Genomic DNA, 18,479 nt, shown 5'->3' on the forward strand with positions numbered 1-18,479 from the left:
CGGCTGACCAACGACGCTCAGCCGGCGTCACCCCGATGGTCCGGATCCCGACAGGGATCCGGGCCATCGCGCACGTCCACCCACCCCACGCCGAGTCGGCTCGTTCTGACGCGCCGACTCGGCACCTGGATCGGACAGGACAAGCCAGCCCAACAACCGCCCCGGCGACGACAAACCAACCCACACCACGCCCGACCCCCTCCCGCCGAGACGTCACGTACGTCGGTCGAAACGTCACGCACGTCGGCCGAGACGTCACTTACGTCGGTCGAAACGTCACTTAGGTCGGTCGAAGCGTCATCTCGTGCCAACTCGGCCGACCCAAGCGCCAACTCGGCCGACCCAAGCGCCAACTCGGCCGACCGCAGCGCCAACTCGGCCGGCGCCGAGTCGGCTCGTTCTAACGCGCCGACTCGGCGCTTGGGATGGTCAGGACGAGCCGACTCGGCACTGGACGGACGGGCGAGATGCACCGCACCCCGGGCTCGCGAGGAGACCGGGGTGCGGATCTGTGCCCAGCTGGCGTGGTTGCGCCTCAGGCCAGCTGGGTGACCTCGCGGCGGAACGGCACCTCGTCGTTGGAGGGCAGGACGGCGTCGAACTCCTCGGCGGCGCGGCGACCGGACCAGACCGCGGCGGCGATCGTGGCGGGGGCCCAGGAGTCGCCGATGCCGCGTACGGAGGCGATCTCGCCGGCGTCACGGCGGGCCACCAGGTCGAGGTAGAGCTCCTCCTTCGGCAGGCGGGCGGTGACCATGACGACCGCGTCGCAGTCGAGCTCACGCTCGATGCCCGCGTAGGTGTCGCGTACGGTCACGCCGCCGAGGCCGACGGCCGTCACCGCGTGGTCGGTGACCCGGGTGATGCCGTTCTCGATCAGGCGACGCTGGATCCGGTTGACCTCGAAGGTGTTGTTGGTCCACGAGGAGACCTGCGAGCCGGTGGTGACGATCGAGACGTCGTAGCCCTTCTGCGCGAGCAGTTCGGCGAGGACACCGCCGAGGTAGTAGTGGTCGTCGTCGTAGACGACGACCTTCTTGCCCTCGGGCAGCCGGCCGGCGAAGAGGTCGTCCGGTCCGAGCACCTGGGCGCCCTCCGCGATCGGCATCGGCGTCGTGTGGAAGCGCGCGACGCCGTCGGTACGCCAGGTGGAACCCGTCGCGGTGAGGACGTGCTCGAAGCCGAACTCGACGATGTCCGCAGCCGTCATCGGGCTCTCGCGGTAGATCTCGACGTTGGGGAGCTCGGCGAGGACGGCCTCGCGGTACTCCTTGACCCGGCCCCACGCGGCGAGACCCGGCAGCGCGGACTCCATCGTCACCCGGCCGCCCAGGTCGCGGCCGGCCTCGGCCAGCACGACGTCGTAGCCCCGGACCCCGAGCGCCCGGGCCGCCTCCAGGCCGGAGGGACCGGCACCGACGACCAGGATGCGGGAGTCGCTCTCTTTGGCGCGGATCTTCTCCGGGTGCCAGCCGCGGCGCCACTCCTCCCCCATGCTCGGGTTCTGGGTGCAGCGGATCGGCGACATGGTGAGGTCGCCGGAGACGCAGATGTTGCAGCCGATGCACTCGCGGATCAGGTTGAGTCGGCCGTCGCGGATCTTGTTCGGCAGGAACGGGTCGGCGATCGACGGCCGTGCGGCGCCGATCAGGTCGAGGATGCCGGCCTTGACCTGGCGCACCATCGCGTCGGGCGAGGTGAACCGGCCGACGCCGACGACCGGCTTGGTGGTGAGCTTCTTCAGCCCGGCGACGAACTCCTCCTGGCGTCCCTCGGGCGCGAACCGCGAGGTGACCGAGTCGCCCTCCCAGCTGCCCATCGCGAAGTCCCACAGGTCCGGCAGCTCGCCGAGCTCGCGCAGCACGCCCTCGATGTCCTCGCGGGTGATGCCGCCGTCGATCTCCTCCTCGACCGTGATCCGGCAGGCCACCGCGGCGCGCCCGGCGACCTCCTCGATGGTGTCCTCGAGCAGCTCGCGCAGCAGTCGCATCCGGTTCTCGAGCGAGCCGCCGTACGCATCGGTGCGGTTGTTGTAGCGGCGCGAGAGGAAGTGGTGCGGGGCGCCGTAGCCGTGGGCGCCGTAGACGTAGACGACGTCGTAGCCCGCCTCGAGCGAGCGGCGTACGGCGTTGCGGTGCCAGCGGCGCAGGTCCTGGATGTCCTGCAGCGACATGGCCCGGGCCTGGACCGGCGCGATCGTGTCGGGGGCGACCGGGAGGTGCGCGGGCCCGAGCGGGGTCTCGCGGCTGAGCTGGTTCGGTGCGTTCATCCCGTTGTGGGCGAGCTCGATGCCGGCCAGGCCGCCGCCCTCGTGGATCGCGTCGGCGATCCGCTCGAGCGCGGGCAGGTCCTGGTCGTCCCAGATCCGCAGCTCGATGAACGGCGCGATGTCGGAGGTCGCGTGGATCTCCACCTGCTCGGTGCACACCACCGACCAGCCGCCCTCGGCCTTGATCTTGCGCATCGCCGCCTGGGCGCTGGGGTCGCGGTAGCCCATGCCGTTGCAGTGGGGCACCTGGTAGAAGCGGTTCTTCGTGGTGAACGGCCCGATCTGCACGGGCTCGAACAGGATGTCGTACGAGCTCATCGGGTGGTCTCCTCGGTGGGGACGGACGGGACGGGGGCGCCGACCTCGGCGCGGACGCGGGCGCCGCGGACGTACCCGACGGCGCAGAGCAGCAGCAGGCAGGCGAGGGTGCCGAGCGTGAAGACCTCGAAGGTCAGCTGGCTCACGCCCCAGATCTCCTTGAACGGGTACGCCTCGCCGAACAGCCGCTCGAGGGTGCCCGGGAACACCGCGACCCACGAGCCGAGCAGGACCCAGGCGAAGGCCAGCCAGCCGAGCACCGCGAAGCCGCGGTCGGAGACCGGCACCCGGAAGGGGCGCGGGCGGTCGGGGTAGCGGGTGCGCAGCCGGATCGCGGCCGGGATGACCAGGAGGTAGCTGAGCAGGAAGGTCGAGATCGAGATGGTCAGGACGACGCCGAAGATCGAGGCCCCGTCGCCGGTGACCTGCATCGCGACGAGCAGGAAGACGGTGGCTACGACGCCGGAGAGCATGTTGACCCGAACCGGGGTGCCGAGGCCCTCGTGGAAGCGGCCGAAGAACCCGCCGAAGAAGGCCCCGTCGGCGGCGGTCATCGCCTGCATCCGGTCGGAGATGATCATCCACGCGGCGCCCTGGCTCATCAGGATGTAGACGAAGACGACGGCGGTGAGCGTGAGCAGCGGCTCCGCTGCGGCGCCGTAGACGGAGTAGACGGTGCCGACGGCGTCGAGGAGGCCGCCGATGCCGGTGATGTCGTCGCTGGGGACGACGAGCAGGATCGCGAAGATCGGCACCAGGTAGCAGACCGCGGCGGTCGCGCAGGAGCGGAAGATCGAGACCGGTACGTCGCGGGCCGGGTTCTCCATCTCGCCGGCGGCGCTGTTGGAGGATTCGAAGCCGAGGTAGGCGAAGAGCAGGATCGGCACCGATCCGAACAGGCCGAGCAGGGTCGGGCTGAAGTCGCCGCCGCTGAGGTCGACGACGCCGTTCTGAGCGGCGTAGATGATCGTGGTCAGCACGAAGAACGCGAGCAGGCCGACCTTGAGGATCGCGCCGCTGGTCGGCAGCCACTTTCCCTTGGCGAGGCTGGCGATCGCCGCGACCACGGTGATCCAGATGAACACGATCTTGAAGAGGTAGTCGCCGACCGAGCCGTGCTCGAGCGGGGTGATGTAGGTGCTCACCGTCTCGGCGGCGAGGAAGGCCATCGAGCCACCGACCCACACCGGCTGGGTGATCCAGGTCAGGATCGCGGCCACCGCGGCGGCCGGGCGACCGAAGGCGTCCCGGACCCAGGTGTAGGCCCCGCCCTCCTCGCTGAACGCGGCGCCGGTCTCGGCGAAGATCAGGCCGTACGGTACGAGGAAGAAGACCGCGAGCACGAGCGCCCACGTGAACGCCTCGGCGCCGTAGAGCGAGACCTGCCCGAGGGTCTCGAGGCCGACGACGGCGGCGATGAGCAGGAAGACGATGTCGAAGCGTCGCAGCGTCTTGCGGAGATGTGACTGTTGCTCGGCCGCGAGGGCGGTCGGCTGGTTGGTCTGCGTCATGGTGTGTCCTGGCTGGTCGGGCTGGAGGTCAGTGGTTGATCCAGACGGTCTTGAGACCGACGTACTTGTCGAGGGCGTGCAGCGAGAGGTCGCGCCCGAACCCGGAGCCCTTGAACCCGCCGAACGGGGTCCAGGCGCTGAAGGCGTCGACGCCGTTCACGGTCACGGTGCCGGCGTGGATCCGCTCGGCGAGCCGGTGCGCGCGGCTCAGGCTGCCGGTCGAGACAGAGGCGGCCAGGCCGTACGCGGTGTCGTTGGCGAGCGCGACGGCCTCGTCCTCGGTGTCGAAGGCGGTGATCGCCAGGACCGGCCCGAAGACCTCCTCGCGGGCGAGGGTGGAGGCCGGGTCGACGCCGTCGAAGACGGTGGGCTGGACGTAGCAGTCGCTGCCGTCGCGGGTGACCCGCTCGCCACCGGTGACCAGGCGGGCTCCTGAGGTCTTGGCCTCGTCGACGAACTCCATGACCCGGTCGGTCTGCTCGGGCGAGACGATCGCGCCCATCCCGGCGGCCGGGTCGAGCGGGTCGCCCGGGGCGTACGCCGCGGCCTCCTTCGCGACGAGGTCGACGAACTCCTCGTGGACCTCGCGCTGGACGAGCACGCGCGAGTGCGCCGAGCAGACCGCGCCCTGGTTGAACCAGATGCCGAAGGCGGTCTGCTTGGCGGTCGTGGCGAGGTCCTCGGCGTCGGCGAAGACGACCTGCGGGCTCTTGCCGCCGCACTCGAGCCAGACCTGCTTGAGGTTCGACTGGCCGGCGTACTGCAGGAAGTACGCGCCGACCTCGGTGGAGCCGGTGAAGGCGAGCACGTCCACGTCGGGGTGCATCCCGAGCGCGCGGCCGGTGGTCTCGCCCAGCCCGGGGACGACGTTGAGGACGCCGTCGGGGATCCCGGCCTCGGCCGCGAGCTCGGCGATCCGCAGCGCCGAGGACGGCGACTGCTCGGCGGGCTTGAGCACTACGCTGTTGCCGGCGGCCATCGCGGGCGCGACCTTCCACGCGAGCATGTCCACCGGGTAGTTCCACGGGACGACGGCGCCGACGACACCGAGCGGGACGCGGCGGATCAGCGCGGTGGTGCCCGGCGGGGTCGGCGCGACCTCGTCGTTGATCTTGTCGATCGCCTCGGCGTAGTAGCGGAACAGGTTCACCGAGAACGGCAGGTCCAGGTCGTAGGCGTCCACGACCCGCTTGCCCATGTCGAGCGCGTCCAGGACGGCCAGCTCGGCGGCGTGGTCGGCGAGGAGGTCGGCGAAGCGGAGCATCCGCTCGCGACGGAATCCGACCCCCGCCCGCGACCACCCGCCGTCGTCGTACGCAGAACGCGCGGCGCGCACGGCCGCGTCGACACCCGCGGCGCCGGCGTCGGCGACCTCGGCGAGCAGGGTGCCGTTGGCGGGGTTGCGGTTCTCGAAGGAGCCCTCCGCGGTGTCGACGGAACGGCCCCCGACGAACGGTTGCGTCCGTGGGCGGACCTCGGCGGCTAGGTCGAGCCAGTCCTGGTGGGTTCGCACGTGCAAGTCCTTTCTTTGCGCTTCACCGCAAATATGAGCCCCGCCACACCAGGTGTCAATCATCCGCGCGCAGATTTCACATACGCGTTACGGTTGAGCATGGCTCGACGCAAGGACCAGGCCGCTCGGCGCGAACACCTGACCGCGGCAACGCTCACCGTGATCGGCACCCACGGCTTGGCCGGTGCCACGATGAAGAACATCGCCGCCGAGGCCGGCATCTCGCCGCGCCTGATCGCCTACTACTACCCCGAGCTCGACGGCCTCATCGAGGCCGCCCACCAGGCCGCGACCGACCGCTACTACTGGTCGCGACAGCGGGCGATCGAGGGCGACCTCTCCCCCGCCGAGAAGCTCGGCAGGCTGATGTACTCGGGTCTTCCCCGAGGTGAGGACCTCCTGCTGAGCCAGGTTCTCGACGAGATCTCGGTCAACGCGAGCCGCAGCCCGATGCACGCCACCTTGATGACGCTGCTCTTCGACCGCGAGGTCTCGCTCTACGTCGCCGTGCTCGAGGTCGGACACGCGACCGGGGTCTTCACGCCCACCGACTCGGCCGAGGCGATCGCCCGCAACTTCGTCGCCCTCGAGGACGCCTTCGGCCTCCACCTGCTCGCCCACAACTCGTCACTGACCCTGGAGCGGGCCGAGCAGCAGCTGGCCAGCTACGCCCACTCCGCGCTCGGCGTCAGAGTCACGCCGATCGACCCCTCCTTGCCCAGAAACGCAAAGAATCGGGGCGCGCGCCCCTGAGTCTCAGCCCACCTCAGGCAGGTTCGACCGTCTTCACCATGACGCAGTTCTTCAGGCCCTTGGGCCGGTCGTAGGTGAAGCCGAGCCGCTCGTAGAGCCGACGGGTTCCGTTGTAGAGGAACGACGAGGACACCTTCTTGGTCTGGTCGGTCAGGTCGTGCGGATAGCTCTCGACCAGCCCGCCGCCGGCCCGCGCGATCTGATCGAGCGCACCGGCGATCGCCAGCTCCGTCACGCCCTGTCGCCGGTGTCGCTTGTCGACGAAGACACAGGTGATCCGGTAGTCGGGCTCCGAGGTCTTCGTGGCGTCGTACTGCTTGCGGTGGTGGATCGTGGGCAGCTCGGCCGGGGTGCCGTACTCAGCCCATGCGATGGCCTCGTCCCCGTCCATGACCAGAGCGGCGTGCGCCTTCCCCTGCTCGACATAGGCCTTCTTCAGCGCCCGGTTGGCCTCCGCGCCCTGGCCGCGCTCGGGACCGTCGGGATGGAACCAGATGCACCAGCAACCGCCGAAGATGCCGTTGTGCCGCTGCACCAGCGCATCGAACGCCGGCCACGTCTCAGGACCGAGTGGCTCGATGGTGTAGGACGACAGCCCGGTAGCCATGCCACCCACGGTATTCGATCCCGGCCGATCGATCCTCGAAACGGCGATCAGTCCTCGGCGCCGGCTCCGATGACGACGGGGCGGCCCGCGACGTACCCGGCATAGATCTGGACGACCGCGAGGCCCAGCAGGAGCGCGATCGGGACCGACCAGGAGCCGGTGGACTCGCGCAGCAGGCCGACGAGGAACGGGCCGCCGGCGGCGAGCAGGTAGCCGATGCTCTGGGCCATCGAGGACAGTGCGGTGGTGCCGGCGGTGGTGGCGGTGCGGATGCTGAACAGGGTCAGCACCACGGGGAAGACCGCGCCGCCGATGCCGATCAGCACCGCCCAGAGCCAGGCGCCGGTGACCGGAGCGAGCCAGAGCCCGGCGAACCCGATCGCCAGCAGTGCGGTCAGGACCGCGACCAGGTGGCCCTGCTGGGGCGACCGGATCGCGAGCGTCGGCGCCAGGAAGAACACGGGTACGCCGACCAGGATGCTCACCGCGAGCAGGAGCCCTGCCGTCGCGTGACTGAAGCCGGCATCGGCGTAGATGCTCGGCAGCCAGCTCATCACGACGTACGCGAACAGCGACTGGGTGCCGAAGACGACGGTCACGGCCCACGCGACCGGCTCACGCCACAGCGACACCCGGGCTCCGCCGTCGCGGCGCCGGCCGTGGTCGCGCAGGTGCGGGACCCACGCCAGCAGGGCCAGGACGGCGAGCAGCGCCCAGACGCCGAGGCCGACCCGCCAGCTGCCGGCAGCATGGGCGATCGGCACCGTGACCCCGGCCGCGATCGCCGCGCCCAGGGACATCACCGCGCTGTAGGCACCGGTGACCGCGCCGACCCGGTGCGGGAAGCCCTCCTTGACCACGGCGGGCAGCAGTACGTTGGCCAGCGCGATGCCGGCGCAGGCGACGAACGTGCCGAGCAGGAGCAGCCAGGGGTCACCGATCACCCGGACCAGCAGACCGGCCACCAGCAGGCCGAGCGCGACGCCGATGCCACGGTGCACGCCGAGCCGGCGCGCGAGTGTCATCCCGGTCGCGCCGACGACCGCGAAGCACAGGACCGGCAGCGAGGTCAGGAAGGACCTGGTGCCGGCCGAGAGCCCGTCGAGACTGTCGAGCAGGGCGCCGAGGGACGTGATGCCCCCGCGCAGGTTCGCGGCCACCAGCAGGACCGCGATCAGCAGCCACATCGTCGACCGAACGGCGGTGTTCGACGGCGGTGACTCGGGGCGGGACTGGAGACGCGACTTCACGCCCACTAGGATGCCAGACATCGGATGATTGGATGAAAGGACGGCATCGTGCCGCTCTCCACCACCACGCCTCGCTCCCTGGTCGACCAGGCGATCGACGGCATGCGCGAGCTCCTCGCCGACGGCGAGTGGGCCGTCGGCGCCCGCATCCCGCCCGAGCCGGAGCTCGCCGCCGCACTCGGCGTCAGTCGCAACACGGTCCGCGAGGCCGTACGGGCACTGGCCCACACCGGGGTGCTGGAGGTGCGGCGCGGGGACGGGACGTACGTCGCCGCCTCCAACGAGGTCGCCGCGATGATGCGACGCCAGGTCGGCCGGGTCGACCTGGCGCACGTCCTCGAGGTCCGCCATGCGATCGAGACCCGCGCCGCGGCGCTTGCCGCCGAGCGTCGCTCCGAGGACGACCTGCGGTCCCTGACCGCCATCATGGAACGCCGCGCGGCCTCCGTCACAGCAGGAGACGCCGAGGCCTTCGCGGATGCCGACGCGGAGTTCCACCTCGGCGTGGTCACCGCGACCCACAACCCGCTCCTCATCGAGCTCTACGCCGGCTTCGAGGACACCCTGCGCGCGACCATCCATCTCGACGACGAGACCGCCGAGATCGCCGACGTGCACGTCGCCGTCTTCGACGCGATCCGCACCCAGGATGCCGCGGCCGCCGCGGCCGCGGTCACCGGCCTCCTCCACACGCTCGCTCGCTGACGCTAACTAGAACATGTTTCAATTCTTCGAAAGGTCCACTACCTTCGAGCGGTGAGCAAGAGAGAGTCTCTCGTCCGCGTCGCCGCGGCGTACGTCATCGCCCTCGCCGTGGCTTCGGCTTGGCTGATCTGGGGACCTGACACGCCTCACCTGTGGCTCGACGCCCTGATCGCAGACGTCCTCGCGACGCTCGTCATCTTCGCTGCAAGCCGGCTGCACAAGAACTCCAGCTTCTACGACGCGTACTGGAGCGTCGTTCCTCCACTCCTGCTTCTCTATTGGTGGGCCTCGGCCGGCGAGGACGTCCCCGACGCCCGCGTCATCCTCGTAGCTGTGGTGGTCCTCGGTTGGTCGATCCGGCTGACCGGCAACTGGGTGTACTCGTTCCCCGGGCTCCATCACGAGGACTGGCGCTACCCGCTGTTTCGCGAGCGGGCCGGCAGATTCGCGTTGATCGTGGACCTCGTCGCGATCCACCTCATCCCGACCCTCCAGGTCTTCTTGGGATCCTTGCCGATCTACGTCGCGGTCACCCACACGGGTCAGGACGTCGGCTGGCTCGACATCGCCGCCTGCGCGCTGGGCCTTGGTGCCGTGGCTCTGGAGTTCGGCGCAGACCTTCAGATGCACCGATTCACCCGCGAGAGCCAACCGGGCCAGGTGATGGACCGCGGACTCTGGGGCTGGTCGCGGCACCCGAACTACTTCGGAGAGATCTGCTTCTGGTTCTCCCTCGCTCTGTTCGGCCTGGCCGCCTCGCCTGACGACTGGTGGTGGCTGTTCGCCGGCACCGTCGCGATGACGGCGATGTTCCTGGGTGCGAGCATCCCGATGATGGAGAAGCGCAGTCTCGCGCGGCGGCCTGCCTACCAGGACGTCATCGACCGGGTGCCCCGCCTCGTGCCGAGACCACCCAAGGCGGCCGGATGAGGCGCAAGCGGGTCGTCATCGCGGGGCTCGGCGACACGGGTGTCCTGACAGCTGTACGCCTCTCGAAGCACGCCGACGTCGTCGGGATCTCCACCAAGCCAGGGCTGCTCAGCGGTCAGGAGCTCGGCGCTCGAGTCAGCAGACCGGCCGAGTGGGAGCGCGACCACCGGATCTCGTTCGACCGGTTCCGCGGACTCGATCGGGTCGATGCCGTCCACGGCACTCTCGTCGGTCTCGACCTTGCGAACCGAGCCGTCCATGTCGAGCGGCCGGACGGCACAACCCGCCCTGAACCGTACGACCTGCTGGTGATCTCGACGGGGGTCACCAACGGGTTCTGGAGAAAGCCGGGCTTCCAGACGGACGACCAGATCGATGCCGACCTGCAACATGTCCACCAACAGCTGCAGAGAGCGGCCTCGGTGATCGTCATCGGCGGTGGCGCAGCGGCTCTCAGCAGTGCGGCCAACATCAGCGGCACGTGGCCCGACAAGCAGGTCGACCTCTACTACCCGGGCGAGCGCGCCCTCCCCCAGCACCATCGAAAGACGTGGCAGAGCCTGGAGAGACGCCTTGTCGAGCGAGGCGTCGGGCTGCACCCGGGCCATCGCGCCGAGCTTCCGTGCGGCTTCGTCGGGGACGAGATCACCAGCGCCGCGGTCACGTGGAGCACCGGGCAACCACCGTCGAAGGCCGACGCGGTCCTCTGGGCCATCGGCCGCGTACACCCCAACACCGGCTGGCTTCCCGCGGAGATCCTCGACGACCGCGGGTTCGTCATGGTGGATCCGAATCTCCAGGTCAAGGGCCAGAACGGCGTCTTCGCGGTGGGCGATGTCGCGGCCACCGACGGGCTGAGATCCTCCGCGAGGAACCGCGCCGACCGGCTCCTCGCTCGCAACATCAAGGCAGTTCTCACGGGGAGACCTCTCGACAGCTACCAGCCGCCCCGTCGTCGCTGGGGATCGGTGATCGGCGTTCAGCGAGACGGGCTCCAGGTCTTCGCGCCCAACGGACGCCCGTTCCGCTTCCCCGCGTGGACGATCAACACCGTCCTGCAGCCTTGGATCGTGCGTTGGGGCATCTACAAGGGAGTACGCCGCGGCCGCGGCTGAGTCACAACGGCGTCGGTCGAGCGTTCAGGCGCTCGCCCGATAGCCCACCAGCAGGTGTTCAGGAGCCCTACGATCGCCGCATGATCGAGTTCGTGAAGCTGCTCGTCGACGTGGTCCTCAAGGCTGTCCCGGGAATCGTGGGCAGGAACGAACGCGACAAGGCGGCGAAGCTCGGGGCAGACCTGTTCCTCCTCTACGTACAGATCAACGACGTGCTCGTGAGGGCCGAAAAGATCGTCACCCAGATGGAGCGTTACGCGAGCGAACCGAACGCCGCCCCGAACTGGGCGCGCGCCGCGCTTCTCGAGCTGGTGCCGGAGCAGATCGCCGACCTCCGGGTGATCACGGCGAGACTCCAGGTGCTGCGCTGGGACCTCCACGTGATCGAGGGCCCGTCCGTGCTCGCCCTCGACCTGCTCCTCACCATCAAGAGCGCCGCGTTGGACATGCTCTCGTACGCACTCGACCACGACCACCTCCCGCTGGGAACGACGAGCATCGAGGTCGACGACGAGGGAGTCCGGTGGCCGGACAACCAGCTCTCGTACCGCTCCCACCAGATGGTTCTCGACAACCTGTCCGCCGAGCTTGGCCGGGACAACCCGACCAGAGAAGACGAGGTACGTCGCATCAGGTCCTATCTCGAGCATCGTAGGCCGCGCGAGGAGATGGAGGCCATCCGCGAGAGCCTCGAGAAGCTGCGCGACGCGATCGCCGCCAACTTCAGCATCCAGGACATCCTGATCAGGGCCGGCGACCCACGACTGGCCCGCAGGAGTCCGTTCTAGTGGCCCGGCAGGTCGACCCGGATGAACTTCGGCCGGTAGAGCAGCGGGTCGCGCAGCACCGCTCCGAGGTCGGTGCTGTTGCGGCTGTAGGAGACGATCACCGAGCCGGGTTCCTCGAGGATGTCGGGATGGGCCAGCGGCATGTAGCGCAGCTCTCCACGTGCCACCCCGGAGGGCAGGGTGCCGACCGGAGGCTGTGCCCGGAACGGTCCCGTCGGTGACGAGGAGGTCCAGAAGACCAGGTCGTCACCGAGGAACTCGTCGCTCTTGCTGAAGGCGTACCAACGCCCGTCGCGCTCGAAGACGCTCAGCGTCTGGGAGACGCCGTCGGTCGCGGGGATCAGCTCGACCGAGGCCGCTGCCCGCTCGGTCCAGGCGGTGCCGTCCCAATAGGTCCAGCGGTCGGGGTCCGCGACCTGGTCCGGGGCCACCCGGGCGACATGGAGCGCGAAGCCGGTGCCGAGCTCCGGGTCGGGCTCGCGCGCGGTGCCGTAGAGGTAGAACCACTCCCCCGAGACCGCTGCCGCGGCGCCCCACATCGGCCGCCTCGTGTCGGCGTCGTCGGCCCCGATGTCGGTGACGGCGATCAGCTGCGGGACTCCCCCGTCCGGGACCACGAACTGGGCGATGGCCGGCCCGAGCGCCTCGAAGCCGAACACGTCGTCGGAGTCGGTGGTACGCACCCGCTGCGCGGCCACGACGACGAGCGCGTAACCCGGCTTGTCGAGCGAGGTCACCGACATCGGCCAGTAGCCCACGCCGTCCTCCCGGTCGGGGATGACGGCACCGCCGGACTCCGGGAGCACGACCTGCAGACAGTCGGGCTCGACGAGCAGCATCGAGTTGCGTACGAAACCGGCGCCGGGGAGCTTCTTGGCCCGCAAGGTGTCGCCGAACATCCAGATGCTCCGCCCGTCCCCCAGCGTGGCGCTGACCCCCACGTCACCGCCCTGGAGGGCCGGCTCGGCGCGCAGCCTGGTGATCCGGTTGAGGTCGTCGACGTCTTCGACCGGACCCGAAGGTACGCACTGGGTCGTCGAGGCGAGACTGGCCAGCGGTCGTGGCACGGCCTCGCCGTGCAGCGCGGAGGTCAGCGCGGTCGCAAGCACCGTGAGGCAGGTGGCCGAGACCAGCACCAGCCCGAGGGCCCTGCGCCACCCTCCCACCGAGACGTGAGCGTCCTCGGTTGCGGCGAGACCTCGCACCAGCCATCGGGTCGCCACCAGCACGACCAGACCGAGCAACGCCGAGCCGGCGATGGTCACGATCGGCTGGATGATGCCGTCGCGACCGGCTCCGGACGCGGCCCAGAGCAGAGGCTCCGCGGCCCCCGCGATCGTCCATCCGGAGCCGGTCGACCACGGCTCGGAGAGGAGCAGCCGGTCACCGGCGAGGACGAGGGGCAGCGGTCCGGCGAGGATCAGCGCCGCTGCGAACAGCAGGCCAGGCAGCCCGCCGACGATCTCGCAGGCGAAGGTGAGGGCGCCCGCGGCGACCACCGTGGCAGCGAGGACCACCCCGACCGGCACCGACCCCGCGAGCAGCCGGCCGCCGACGCCCGCCCCCACCGCCAGCGCGGCGAGGGCGGTCAGTCGTGCCAGCAGCCGAGGAAGCGTACGTGCCAGCGGTCCCCACACGAGCGAGACCACGCACACCAGCAGGAACCCGGCCAGGGCGGTCGCGAAGGTGATCGGCGAGAAGGACCGCGCCTCGTGCCGGTCGGCGGAGGAGGAGACGAGCGCGACGCTCCTCCCCCGCGTCTTCTCGATCCGCGTGACCTCCGCCCGGATCGCACGAGCGAGCGCCGGCCGGTGAGCGGTGGCCAGCCGCAGCTGGTCCTGCGTGCCGGAGAGATCGAGCTCGAGCACCGCGACGACGTCTCCGCTCGCCAGCAGCTCCGCCGCCTCGGCCGGGTCCTCGACCGCGCCGGCCGAGAACGGCCGCCCCGGCACCGCGTTGGCCTGCTTCACGAGCGGCGCCGTGACGACGTCGGGACCGACCAGCACCACCGGAGCCTCGTGCAGCTCGCCGGAGTCGGCGCGGAGCCCGGTGAGGATCCACCCGAGGGCGATCAGCACGAGGACGGCGCAGAGCGCGACCTCACGACGACTCCCCGGCCGCACCTCTCACCGCCCTCCCCGCTCACCGCACGACGCGGTGTCTGAGGGTCATGTAAGCAGTGCGACCGGGGCGCCCGCCACCGCCCTAGTTCGCAGTGGCGCGCCAGCGCTGGGACCCGGTCGCGCTGTCGGTCTGCTGGATCACCAGCCCCTCGGCGCCGGCGGCCAGGCTGAGGCCGCTGTGCTTGACGGCGATCTTCAGCGCCGCGCCGTCGGCCGCGATCACCCAGCGTTGGTTGGGCGTGCCGGTGCAGGTGTACTCCACGACCGGGTCGCCGCTCGTCGTCGAGCTGTAGGCGACGTCGGCGCACAGACCGGTGCCGGCGTTCTTCAGCTGGTAGCTGCCGTCGTCCTCGTTCCGGGTGACCACCCACTTCTGCGAGGCCGCCGCCCCGACCGCCGACGTGGTCAGCTGGCCATCGGTCGTCTCACCGGCGGCGTCGAGCGCGAGCCCGGAGGCGACGTTGCCGAGCGAGTACTGGCCGTCGGCCAGGGCCGGCGGAACGATCTCCTCGTCACCGACCGTCATCGCGAACACGTGGACGGCGGCGTTGGCGGGCAGGGTGACCGCGGCGATCTCCTTGGCCGGGTCGGTGCGCAGGGTCTTGGTGAACAGGCGGTAGGAGACCGTCGGGTACGCCGGTCCGTTCGGGGTGTTCTTCCCGAGCGTGGTGACGGCCACCTTGGCGCCGTAGCTGTCGGTCGCCGCACAGCACCAGTTGGGGAAGCCGAGCGTCCCGGTGCCGGAGGTGCCGTCGGTGTAGTGGACGGTCGCCTTCGCGGAGGCCGAGAGGCTGGTGCCGGTCCCCAGGAATGCCAGCGCGTTGCCCTGGCCGCTGATCCGGATGGTCTCGCCACCGGAGGCCACGTTGTCCTGGGTGCCCGGCGCCGAGTCCGGCCAGGTGAAGTCGAAGCCGTTCGCGCTCACCGTCGCCCCGGGTGTGACGCCCTTCTCGGCGAGCTTGTCGGCGAGGAGGCTGCTGCCACCGCCATCGATGTCACCCGGTCCGGGATCCTCCGCCCTGGTGACACCCACGTTGTTGAACGCCGAGGCCAGGTCCGGGTGGGCGAGCGTGGTCGTGGCCGAGTCCGTCACGGCGTACGTCCGGCTGTGGGCGACATAGGTCGCCTTCGTCTCGATCTTCACGCGGCCGGGTTCGGCGTCCGCCGGCGGCGTGAGGCTGAAGGTGGCGGTGCGCGACGCCCCGGGCGCGAGGCCGCCGGAAGCGGCGGAGACCGGGCGTACCGCCCAGCCCTCCGGCGCGGTGGCGGTGATCGACCGGAGCTGCACGCGGGAGCCGGTGTCGTTGGTGAAGGTGGCGCTGACCTCTCCGGCCTCACCGGCGACCGCGATCGCGGAGGTGGCTGCGTCGAGGCTCACGTCGCGGTCGCCCGGGTGGGCACCGCCGACCGCCGAGGACCCGTTCAGCGCGACCACGGCCGCTGAGGACGTGGGCAGCTTCCCGGTCTTCACCGACGTGATGCCGGTCGTCGAGTCATGGAACCATCCGGTCGCAGCACCCTCGAGCCCCGCCTTCGAGCCTCTCCGGGGCAGCTCCTCACCGTCCAGCACCACGCTGCCCGGCTCGGCATCGGCGTGCACGCTGAGTCCGTACGCACGCGCGGCGGGCTTGCCGGCATAGGCGCCGTCCACGGAGCCCAGCCGCACCACGACCCGGCCGCGGCCCTGTTCGGGGGCGTCGACCTCGAACTCCTGGGTGGCGGACTCGCCCAAGGCGTGCGCCTGGCTGCGCCCGTCGTCCTCGTAGTTCACGAACGAGGAGGACCCCTGCGGGTAGATGTCGAGGTCGAGGCGGCCCGACTTCTTGCCCTGCTGCCAGTCGAGCGTGCCCTCGGGGAACTGCGGCACGACCGCACCGGCGCGTACGAACAGCGGAAGCGTGTCGAGAGGGGCCTTGTAGCCGTCGATCGTGGTCGGTCCCTGGTGGATCCGGCCGCTCCAGTAGTCGACCCAGGTGCCCTCGGGGAGGTAGATCCCGTCGCGGGTGGTGGCGTCCTCGTAGACCGGGGCGACCAGGAAGTCGTCACCGGCGAGGAACTCGTACTTGACCTCGTCGCCCCAGGTCTTCGGGTCCTCGGGGTAGTTGAGGTAGAGCGGCTTGACGGCCCCGACGCCGTTGCGGTTGGCGCGCATCGTGTGCGTGTAGAAGTAGGGCAGCAGCCGCTCGTGGAGACTCAGGTACTTCCGGTTGATCGAGGTGTACGGCTCGCCGTAGCGCCACGGCTGCTTGTCGGAGGCCGCCCACCCGCTCATCAGGTAGGTCATCGGCAGGAACATCTTCCACTGCATGTCGCGGACGTACGTCTCCGCGCTGCCGCCGAAGATGCCGTCGACGTCGCCGGTGGCCAGGTGCTGGCCGGACATGGTGGAGCCGGCGTACGTCGGGATCTGCCAGCGGATGTAGTCCCAGCTTCCGGACTGGTCGCCGCTCCACACCGCGGCGCAGCGCTGGGTGCCGGCCCAGCCTTCGACGGTGATGACGGTCGAGCGGTCGGCGCTGTTGGTCTCGATACCGTCGCGGGACTGCTCGCAGGCATCGAGCGCGAAGCGGTAGCCCGGGCCGACCCAGGCGACGTCGGTCTTGCGCACGCGTACGCCCGCCGCGACCTCGGTCTCCTGCTCGGTCAGGTCGTCCTCGGTCCACAGCCCGAGCTCGGCGCCGTGGTCGTTCAGCATGTCGCCCGTCTCGGCCAGGTCCTCGTAACCGCAGCCGTAGCCGTCGTTGACCAGCATCCAGCCCAGCGGCAGGTCGTGCTCGGCGTAGCCCTCGGCGATCGCGGTCGAGTCGCGCAGGGTCTCGCGCTCGCCGCGGTTGGCGTTGTGGAGGTAGCAGTCGGCGTCGCCGACCTCCAGCGCGTACATCGGGACCGCGACCGGCCGGCCGGTCAGCTCGGTGTAGGAGTCGATGACCCGCTCGGCGTCACCGACGAAGTAGTAGGCGTCGAAGCGCTGCTCGTCGTGGGTGGTCGTGGTCGGCGCACCGAAGTCGTAGCTGCCGGCCGCGAAGGTGTTGCGCAGGACGCCGTAGCCACGGGAGGAGACGTAGAACGGCACCGCGTTCGGGTTGCCGCCGTCGTTCCAGTTGAAGTCGCGCGAGATCTTGATCGTCTCGCCGCGGTGGCTGAACCGCCCGTTCTGCATGCCGCCGCCGAAGAACTGCTCCTCGGCGCCGCGGTCCAGGTGCTGCGCGGTGCCGTTGTCGTCCCAGGTCAGCGGCGAGGCCTCCGACATCAGCACCTTGCCGGCCGGATCGGTCAGTCGCAGGGTGATCGGCTGCTTGGTCACCGTGAGCACGGCCTTCGCCGTGCTGATTTCGTACGCCGCGCCGGACTCCTTCACCTCCGACTCCCCGCCGGGGTAGTCGCGCTTGACGACGATGTCGGCGTCCGGAGCGCCGGGCTCGGCGGGGTCGTCGTTGGCCGGGTCGTCGAACTCGCCGTTCGGGGCCAGGCGTACGCGCACCATGTCGGCGTCCTCGAAGGTCACGCGCAGCGCGGCCTCACCGGACTCGAAGGTGTAGCTGTCGCCGTCGCGCTCGAAGCCGGTGACGTCGCCGAGCTCGCTCGTCGCCTCGGCCGCCACGGAGCTGACCGGGCTGAGTGCGACCAGGCCCGCAGTCAGCGCGACTCCCGCGACCAGCACCCGTCTGAATGATTGATTGAACATGATCACATCACGCCCTAATTAGTCAGAATCAATCGAAGTCGAGGGCGACTGTAACGTAGGTCACACAGCCCGGTCCACCCTTGGTCCACCGATGAGCGCGAGCAGTCGCGCAGCCTCGCCGGCGACCGCGTCTCGGCCGACGCCGAGGTACTTGCGCGGGTCGATCTTCGTCTCGTCGCTCAGCGCCGCGCGGACGGCACGGGTGAAGGTCGCGTTGAGGTGGGTCGCGATGTTGACCTTGGTCATCCCCGCGGCGATCGCCGCGACGATGCCTTCGTCGGGGACCCCCGAGGAGCCGTGCAGCACGAGCGGCACCTCGACGGCGGCGGCGAGCCGGGCGATGAGCTCGTTGTCGAGCGAGGCCGTACGCGTCGTCATCGCGTGCGAGGAGCCGACCGCGACCGCGAGCGCGTCGACCCCGGTGGCCTCGACGTACGCCGCGGCCTCGTCCGGCTGGGTGCGGACCCCTGGCGCGTGCACACCGTCCTTGCCGCCGACCTCACCGAGCTCGGACTCGATGGAGGCGCCGCGCTCGTGGCACCAGGCCGCGACCTTTGCGGTGGCGGCCACGTTCGAGTCGTAGTCCAGCTTGGAGGCGTCGAACATCACCGAGGGACAGCCCAGCTCGACGGCTTCCTCGACGAGCTCGGCCCGGGTCGCGTGGTCGAGATGGACGCAGACCGGGACCGTGGCGCGCTCCGCGATCGCGATGGTGGCGCGCAGCAGCGGTTCGAGGGAGCCGCGGTAGTCGGCGGTGTTCTCGGAGATCTGCAGGACGACGGGACGGCCGGCCTGCTCGGCGCCGGCCACGATCGCCTCGGCCAGCTCGAGCTGGATCACGTTCATCGCGCCCAGCCCGCGTCCGGTCCCGCGGGCGTCGTCGAGCAGGAGGGACATCGGTACCAGGGGCAT

The 18,479-nt window shown here is 70.2% G+C and carries 13 protein-coding genes; 5 read left to right on the forward strand and 8 right to left on the reverse strand.

The annotated features are described in order from the left end of the window. Nucleotides 1-535 precede the first annotated feature (535 nt). From ACIRON_RS17875 to ACIRON_RS17885, 3 genes are read right to left on the reverse strand one after another with little or no spacing between them, the layout of a single operon-like run. Nucleotides 536-2,587 (reverse strand): FAD-dependent oxidoreductase, encoded by a 2,052-nt coding sequence (locus ACIRON_RS17875; protein ID WP_402993926.1) that lies wholly within the window; start codon nucleotides 2,585-2,587, stop codon nucleotides 536-538. Then, nucleotides 2,584-4,098: an APC family permease gene (locus ACIRON_RS17880; protein ID WP_402993928.1), complete on the reverse strand. Its 1,515-nt coding sequence runs from the start codon at nucleotides 4,096-4,098 to the stop codon at nucleotides 2,584-2,586. The genes ACIRON_RS17875 and ACIRON_RS17880 overlap by 4 nt, the downstream gene beginning before the upstream one ends. A gap of 28 nt (nucleotides 4,099-4,126) precedes the next feature. Then, nucleotides 4,127-5,611: an aldehyde dehydrogenase gene (locus tag ACIRON_RS17885; protein WP_402993930.1), complete on the reverse strand. Its 1,485-nt coding sequence runs from the start codon at nucleotides 5,609-5,611 to the stop codon at nucleotides 4,127-4,129. A gap of 99 nt (nucleotides 5,612-5,710) precedes the next feature. On the opposite strand from ACIRON_RS17885, the gene ACIRON_RS17890 reads away from it, so the two are divergent. Beyond that, nucleotides 5,711-6,364 carry a TetR/AcrR family transcriptional regulator gene (locus ACIRON_RS17890; RefSeq protein ID WP_402993932.1) on the forward strand — a complete coding sequence of 218 codons (654 nt, stop codon included), beginning with the start codon at nucleotides 5,711-5,713 and terminating at the stop codon, nucleotides 6,362-6,364. A gap of 13 nt (nucleotides 6,365-6,377) precedes the next feature. Here ACIRON_RS17890 and ACIRON_RS17895 read toward each other — a convergent pair whose 3' ends face one another. Then, nucleotides 6,378-6,971 (reverse strand): GNAT family N-acetyltransferase, encoded by a 594-nt coding sequence (locus ACIRON_RS17895; RefSeq protein WP_402993934.1) that lies wholly within the window; start codon nucleotides 6,969-6,971, stop codon nucleotides 6,378-6,380. Between the two features lie 47 nt (nucleotides 6,972-7,018). Continuing rightward, the gene (locus ACIRON_RS17900) at nucleotides 7,019-8,242 is read right to left on the reverse strand and encodes an MFS transporter (protein WP_402993936.1); all 1,224 of its coding nucleotides are present in this window, start codon (nucleotides 8,240-8,242) and stop codon (nucleotides 7,019-7,021) included. A 27-nt stretch (nucleotides 8,243-8,269) separates the two neighbouring features. Between ACIRON_RS17900 and ACIRON_RS17905 the strand changes: the two genes are divergently transcribed. From ACIRON_RS17905 to ACIRON_RS17920, 4 genes are all read left to right on the forward strand, one after another. Further along, nucleotides 8,270-8,926, forward strand: a complete 657-nt coding sequence (locus tag ACIRON_RS17905; RefSeq protein WP_402993938.1) for a FadR/GntR family transcriptional regulator — start codon at nucleotides 8,270-8,272, stop codon at nucleotides 8,924-8,926. A gap of 51 nt (nucleotides 8,927-8,977) precedes the next feature. Beyond that, nucleotides 8,978-9,856 (forward strand): DUF1295 domain-containing protein, encoded by an 879-nt coding sequence (locus tag ACIRON_RS17910; RefSeq protein WP_402993940.1) that lies wholly within the window; start codon nucleotides 8,978-8,980, stop codon nucleotides 9,854-9,856. Then, nucleotides 9,853-10,971 (forward strand): FAD-dependent oxidoreductase, encoded by a 1,119-nt coding sequence (locus ACIRON_RS17915; RefSeq protein ID WP_402993942.1) that lies wholly within the window; start codon nucleotides 9,853-9,855, stop codon nucleotides 10,969-10,971. Before ACIRON_RS17910 ends, ACIRON_RS17915 begins: the two co-directional genes overlap by 4 nt. 80 nt (nucleotides 10,972-11,051) lie before the next feature. Next, nucleotides 11,052-11,759 (forward strand): hypothetical protein, encoded by a 708-nt coding sequence (locus tag ACIRON_RS17920; protein WP_402993944.1) that lies wholly within the window; start codon nucleotides 11,052-11,054, stop codon nucleotides 11,757-11,759. On the opposite strand, the gene ACIRON_RS17925 is transcribed toward ACIRON_RS17920, so the two are convergent. The 3 genes from ACIRON_RS17925 to ACIRON_RS17935 form a co-directional block, all read right to left on the reverse strand. Further along, complete coding sequence (locus ACIRON_RS17925; RefSeq protein WP_402993946.1) at nucleotides 11,756-13,882, reverse strand: hypothetical protein; 2,127 nt, start codon at nucleotides 13,880-13,882, stop codon at nucleotides 11,756-11,758. The genes ACIRON_RS17920 and ACIRON_RS17925 overlap by 4 nt on opposite strands. An 82-nt stretch (nucleotides 13,883-13,964) precedes the next feature. Beyond that, nucleotides 13,965-17,543 (reverse strand): TIM-barrel domain-containing protein, encoded by a 3,579-nt coding sequence (locus ACIRON_RS17930; RefSeq protein WP_402993948.1) that lies wholly within the window; start codon nucleotides 17,541-17,543, stop codon nucleotides 13,965-13,967. Nucleotides 17,544-17,627: 84 nt separating this feature from the next. Then, nucleotides 17,628-18,479, reverse strand: a complete 852-nt coding sequence (locus ACIRON_RS17935; RefSeq protein WP_402993950.1) for a class II fructose-bisphosphate aldolase — start codon at nucleotides 18,477-18,479, stop codon at nucleotides 17,628-17,630.

The sequence above is a fragment of the Nocardioides sp. NPDC101246 genome (genome assembly GCF_044767415.1).
In the GTDB taxonomy this organism is placed as follows: domain Bacteria; phylum Actinomycetota; class Actinomycetes; order Propionibacteriales; family Nocardioidaceae; genus Nocardioides.

What these genes read in the sequence shown, in the direction of transcription:
- ACIRON_RS17915 (WP_402993942.1), top strand. Translation starts at nt 9,853, where the DNA reads ATGAGGCGCAAGCGGGTCGTCATCGCGGGGCTCGGCGACACGGGTGTC.
- ACIRON_RS17900 (WP_402993936.1), bottom strand. Translation starts at nt 8,242, where the DNA reads ATGTCTGGCATCCTAGTGGGCGTGAAGTCGCGTCTCCAGTCCCGCCCC.
- ACIRON_RS17890 (WP_402993932.1), top strand. Translation starts at nt 5,711, where the DNA reads ATGGCTCGACGCAAGGACCAGGCCGCTCGGCGCGAACACCTGACCGCG.
- ACIRON_RS17920 (WP_402993944.1), top strand. Translation starts at nt 11,052, where the DNA reads ATGATCGAGTTCGTGAAGCTGCTCGTCGACGTGGTCCTCAAGGCTGTC.
- ACIRON_RS17935 (WP_402993950.1), bottom strand. Translation starts at nt 18,479, where the DNA reads ATGCCCCTGGTACCGATGTCCCTCCTGCTCGACGACGCCCGCGGGACC.
- ACIRON_RS17880 (WP_402993928.1), bottom strand. Translation starts at nt 4,098, where the DNA reads ATGACGCAGACCAACCAGCCGACCGCCCTCGCGGCCGAGCAACAGTCA.
- ACIRON_RS17895 (WP_402993934.1), bottom strand. Translation starts at nt 6,971, where the DNA reads ATGGCTACCGGGCTGTCGTCCTACACCATCGAGCCACTCGGTCCTGAG.
- ACIRON_RS17875 (WP_402993926.1), bottom strand. Translation starts at nt 2,587, where the DNA reads ATGAGCTCGTACGACATCCTGTTCGAGCCCGTGCAGATCGGGCCGTTC.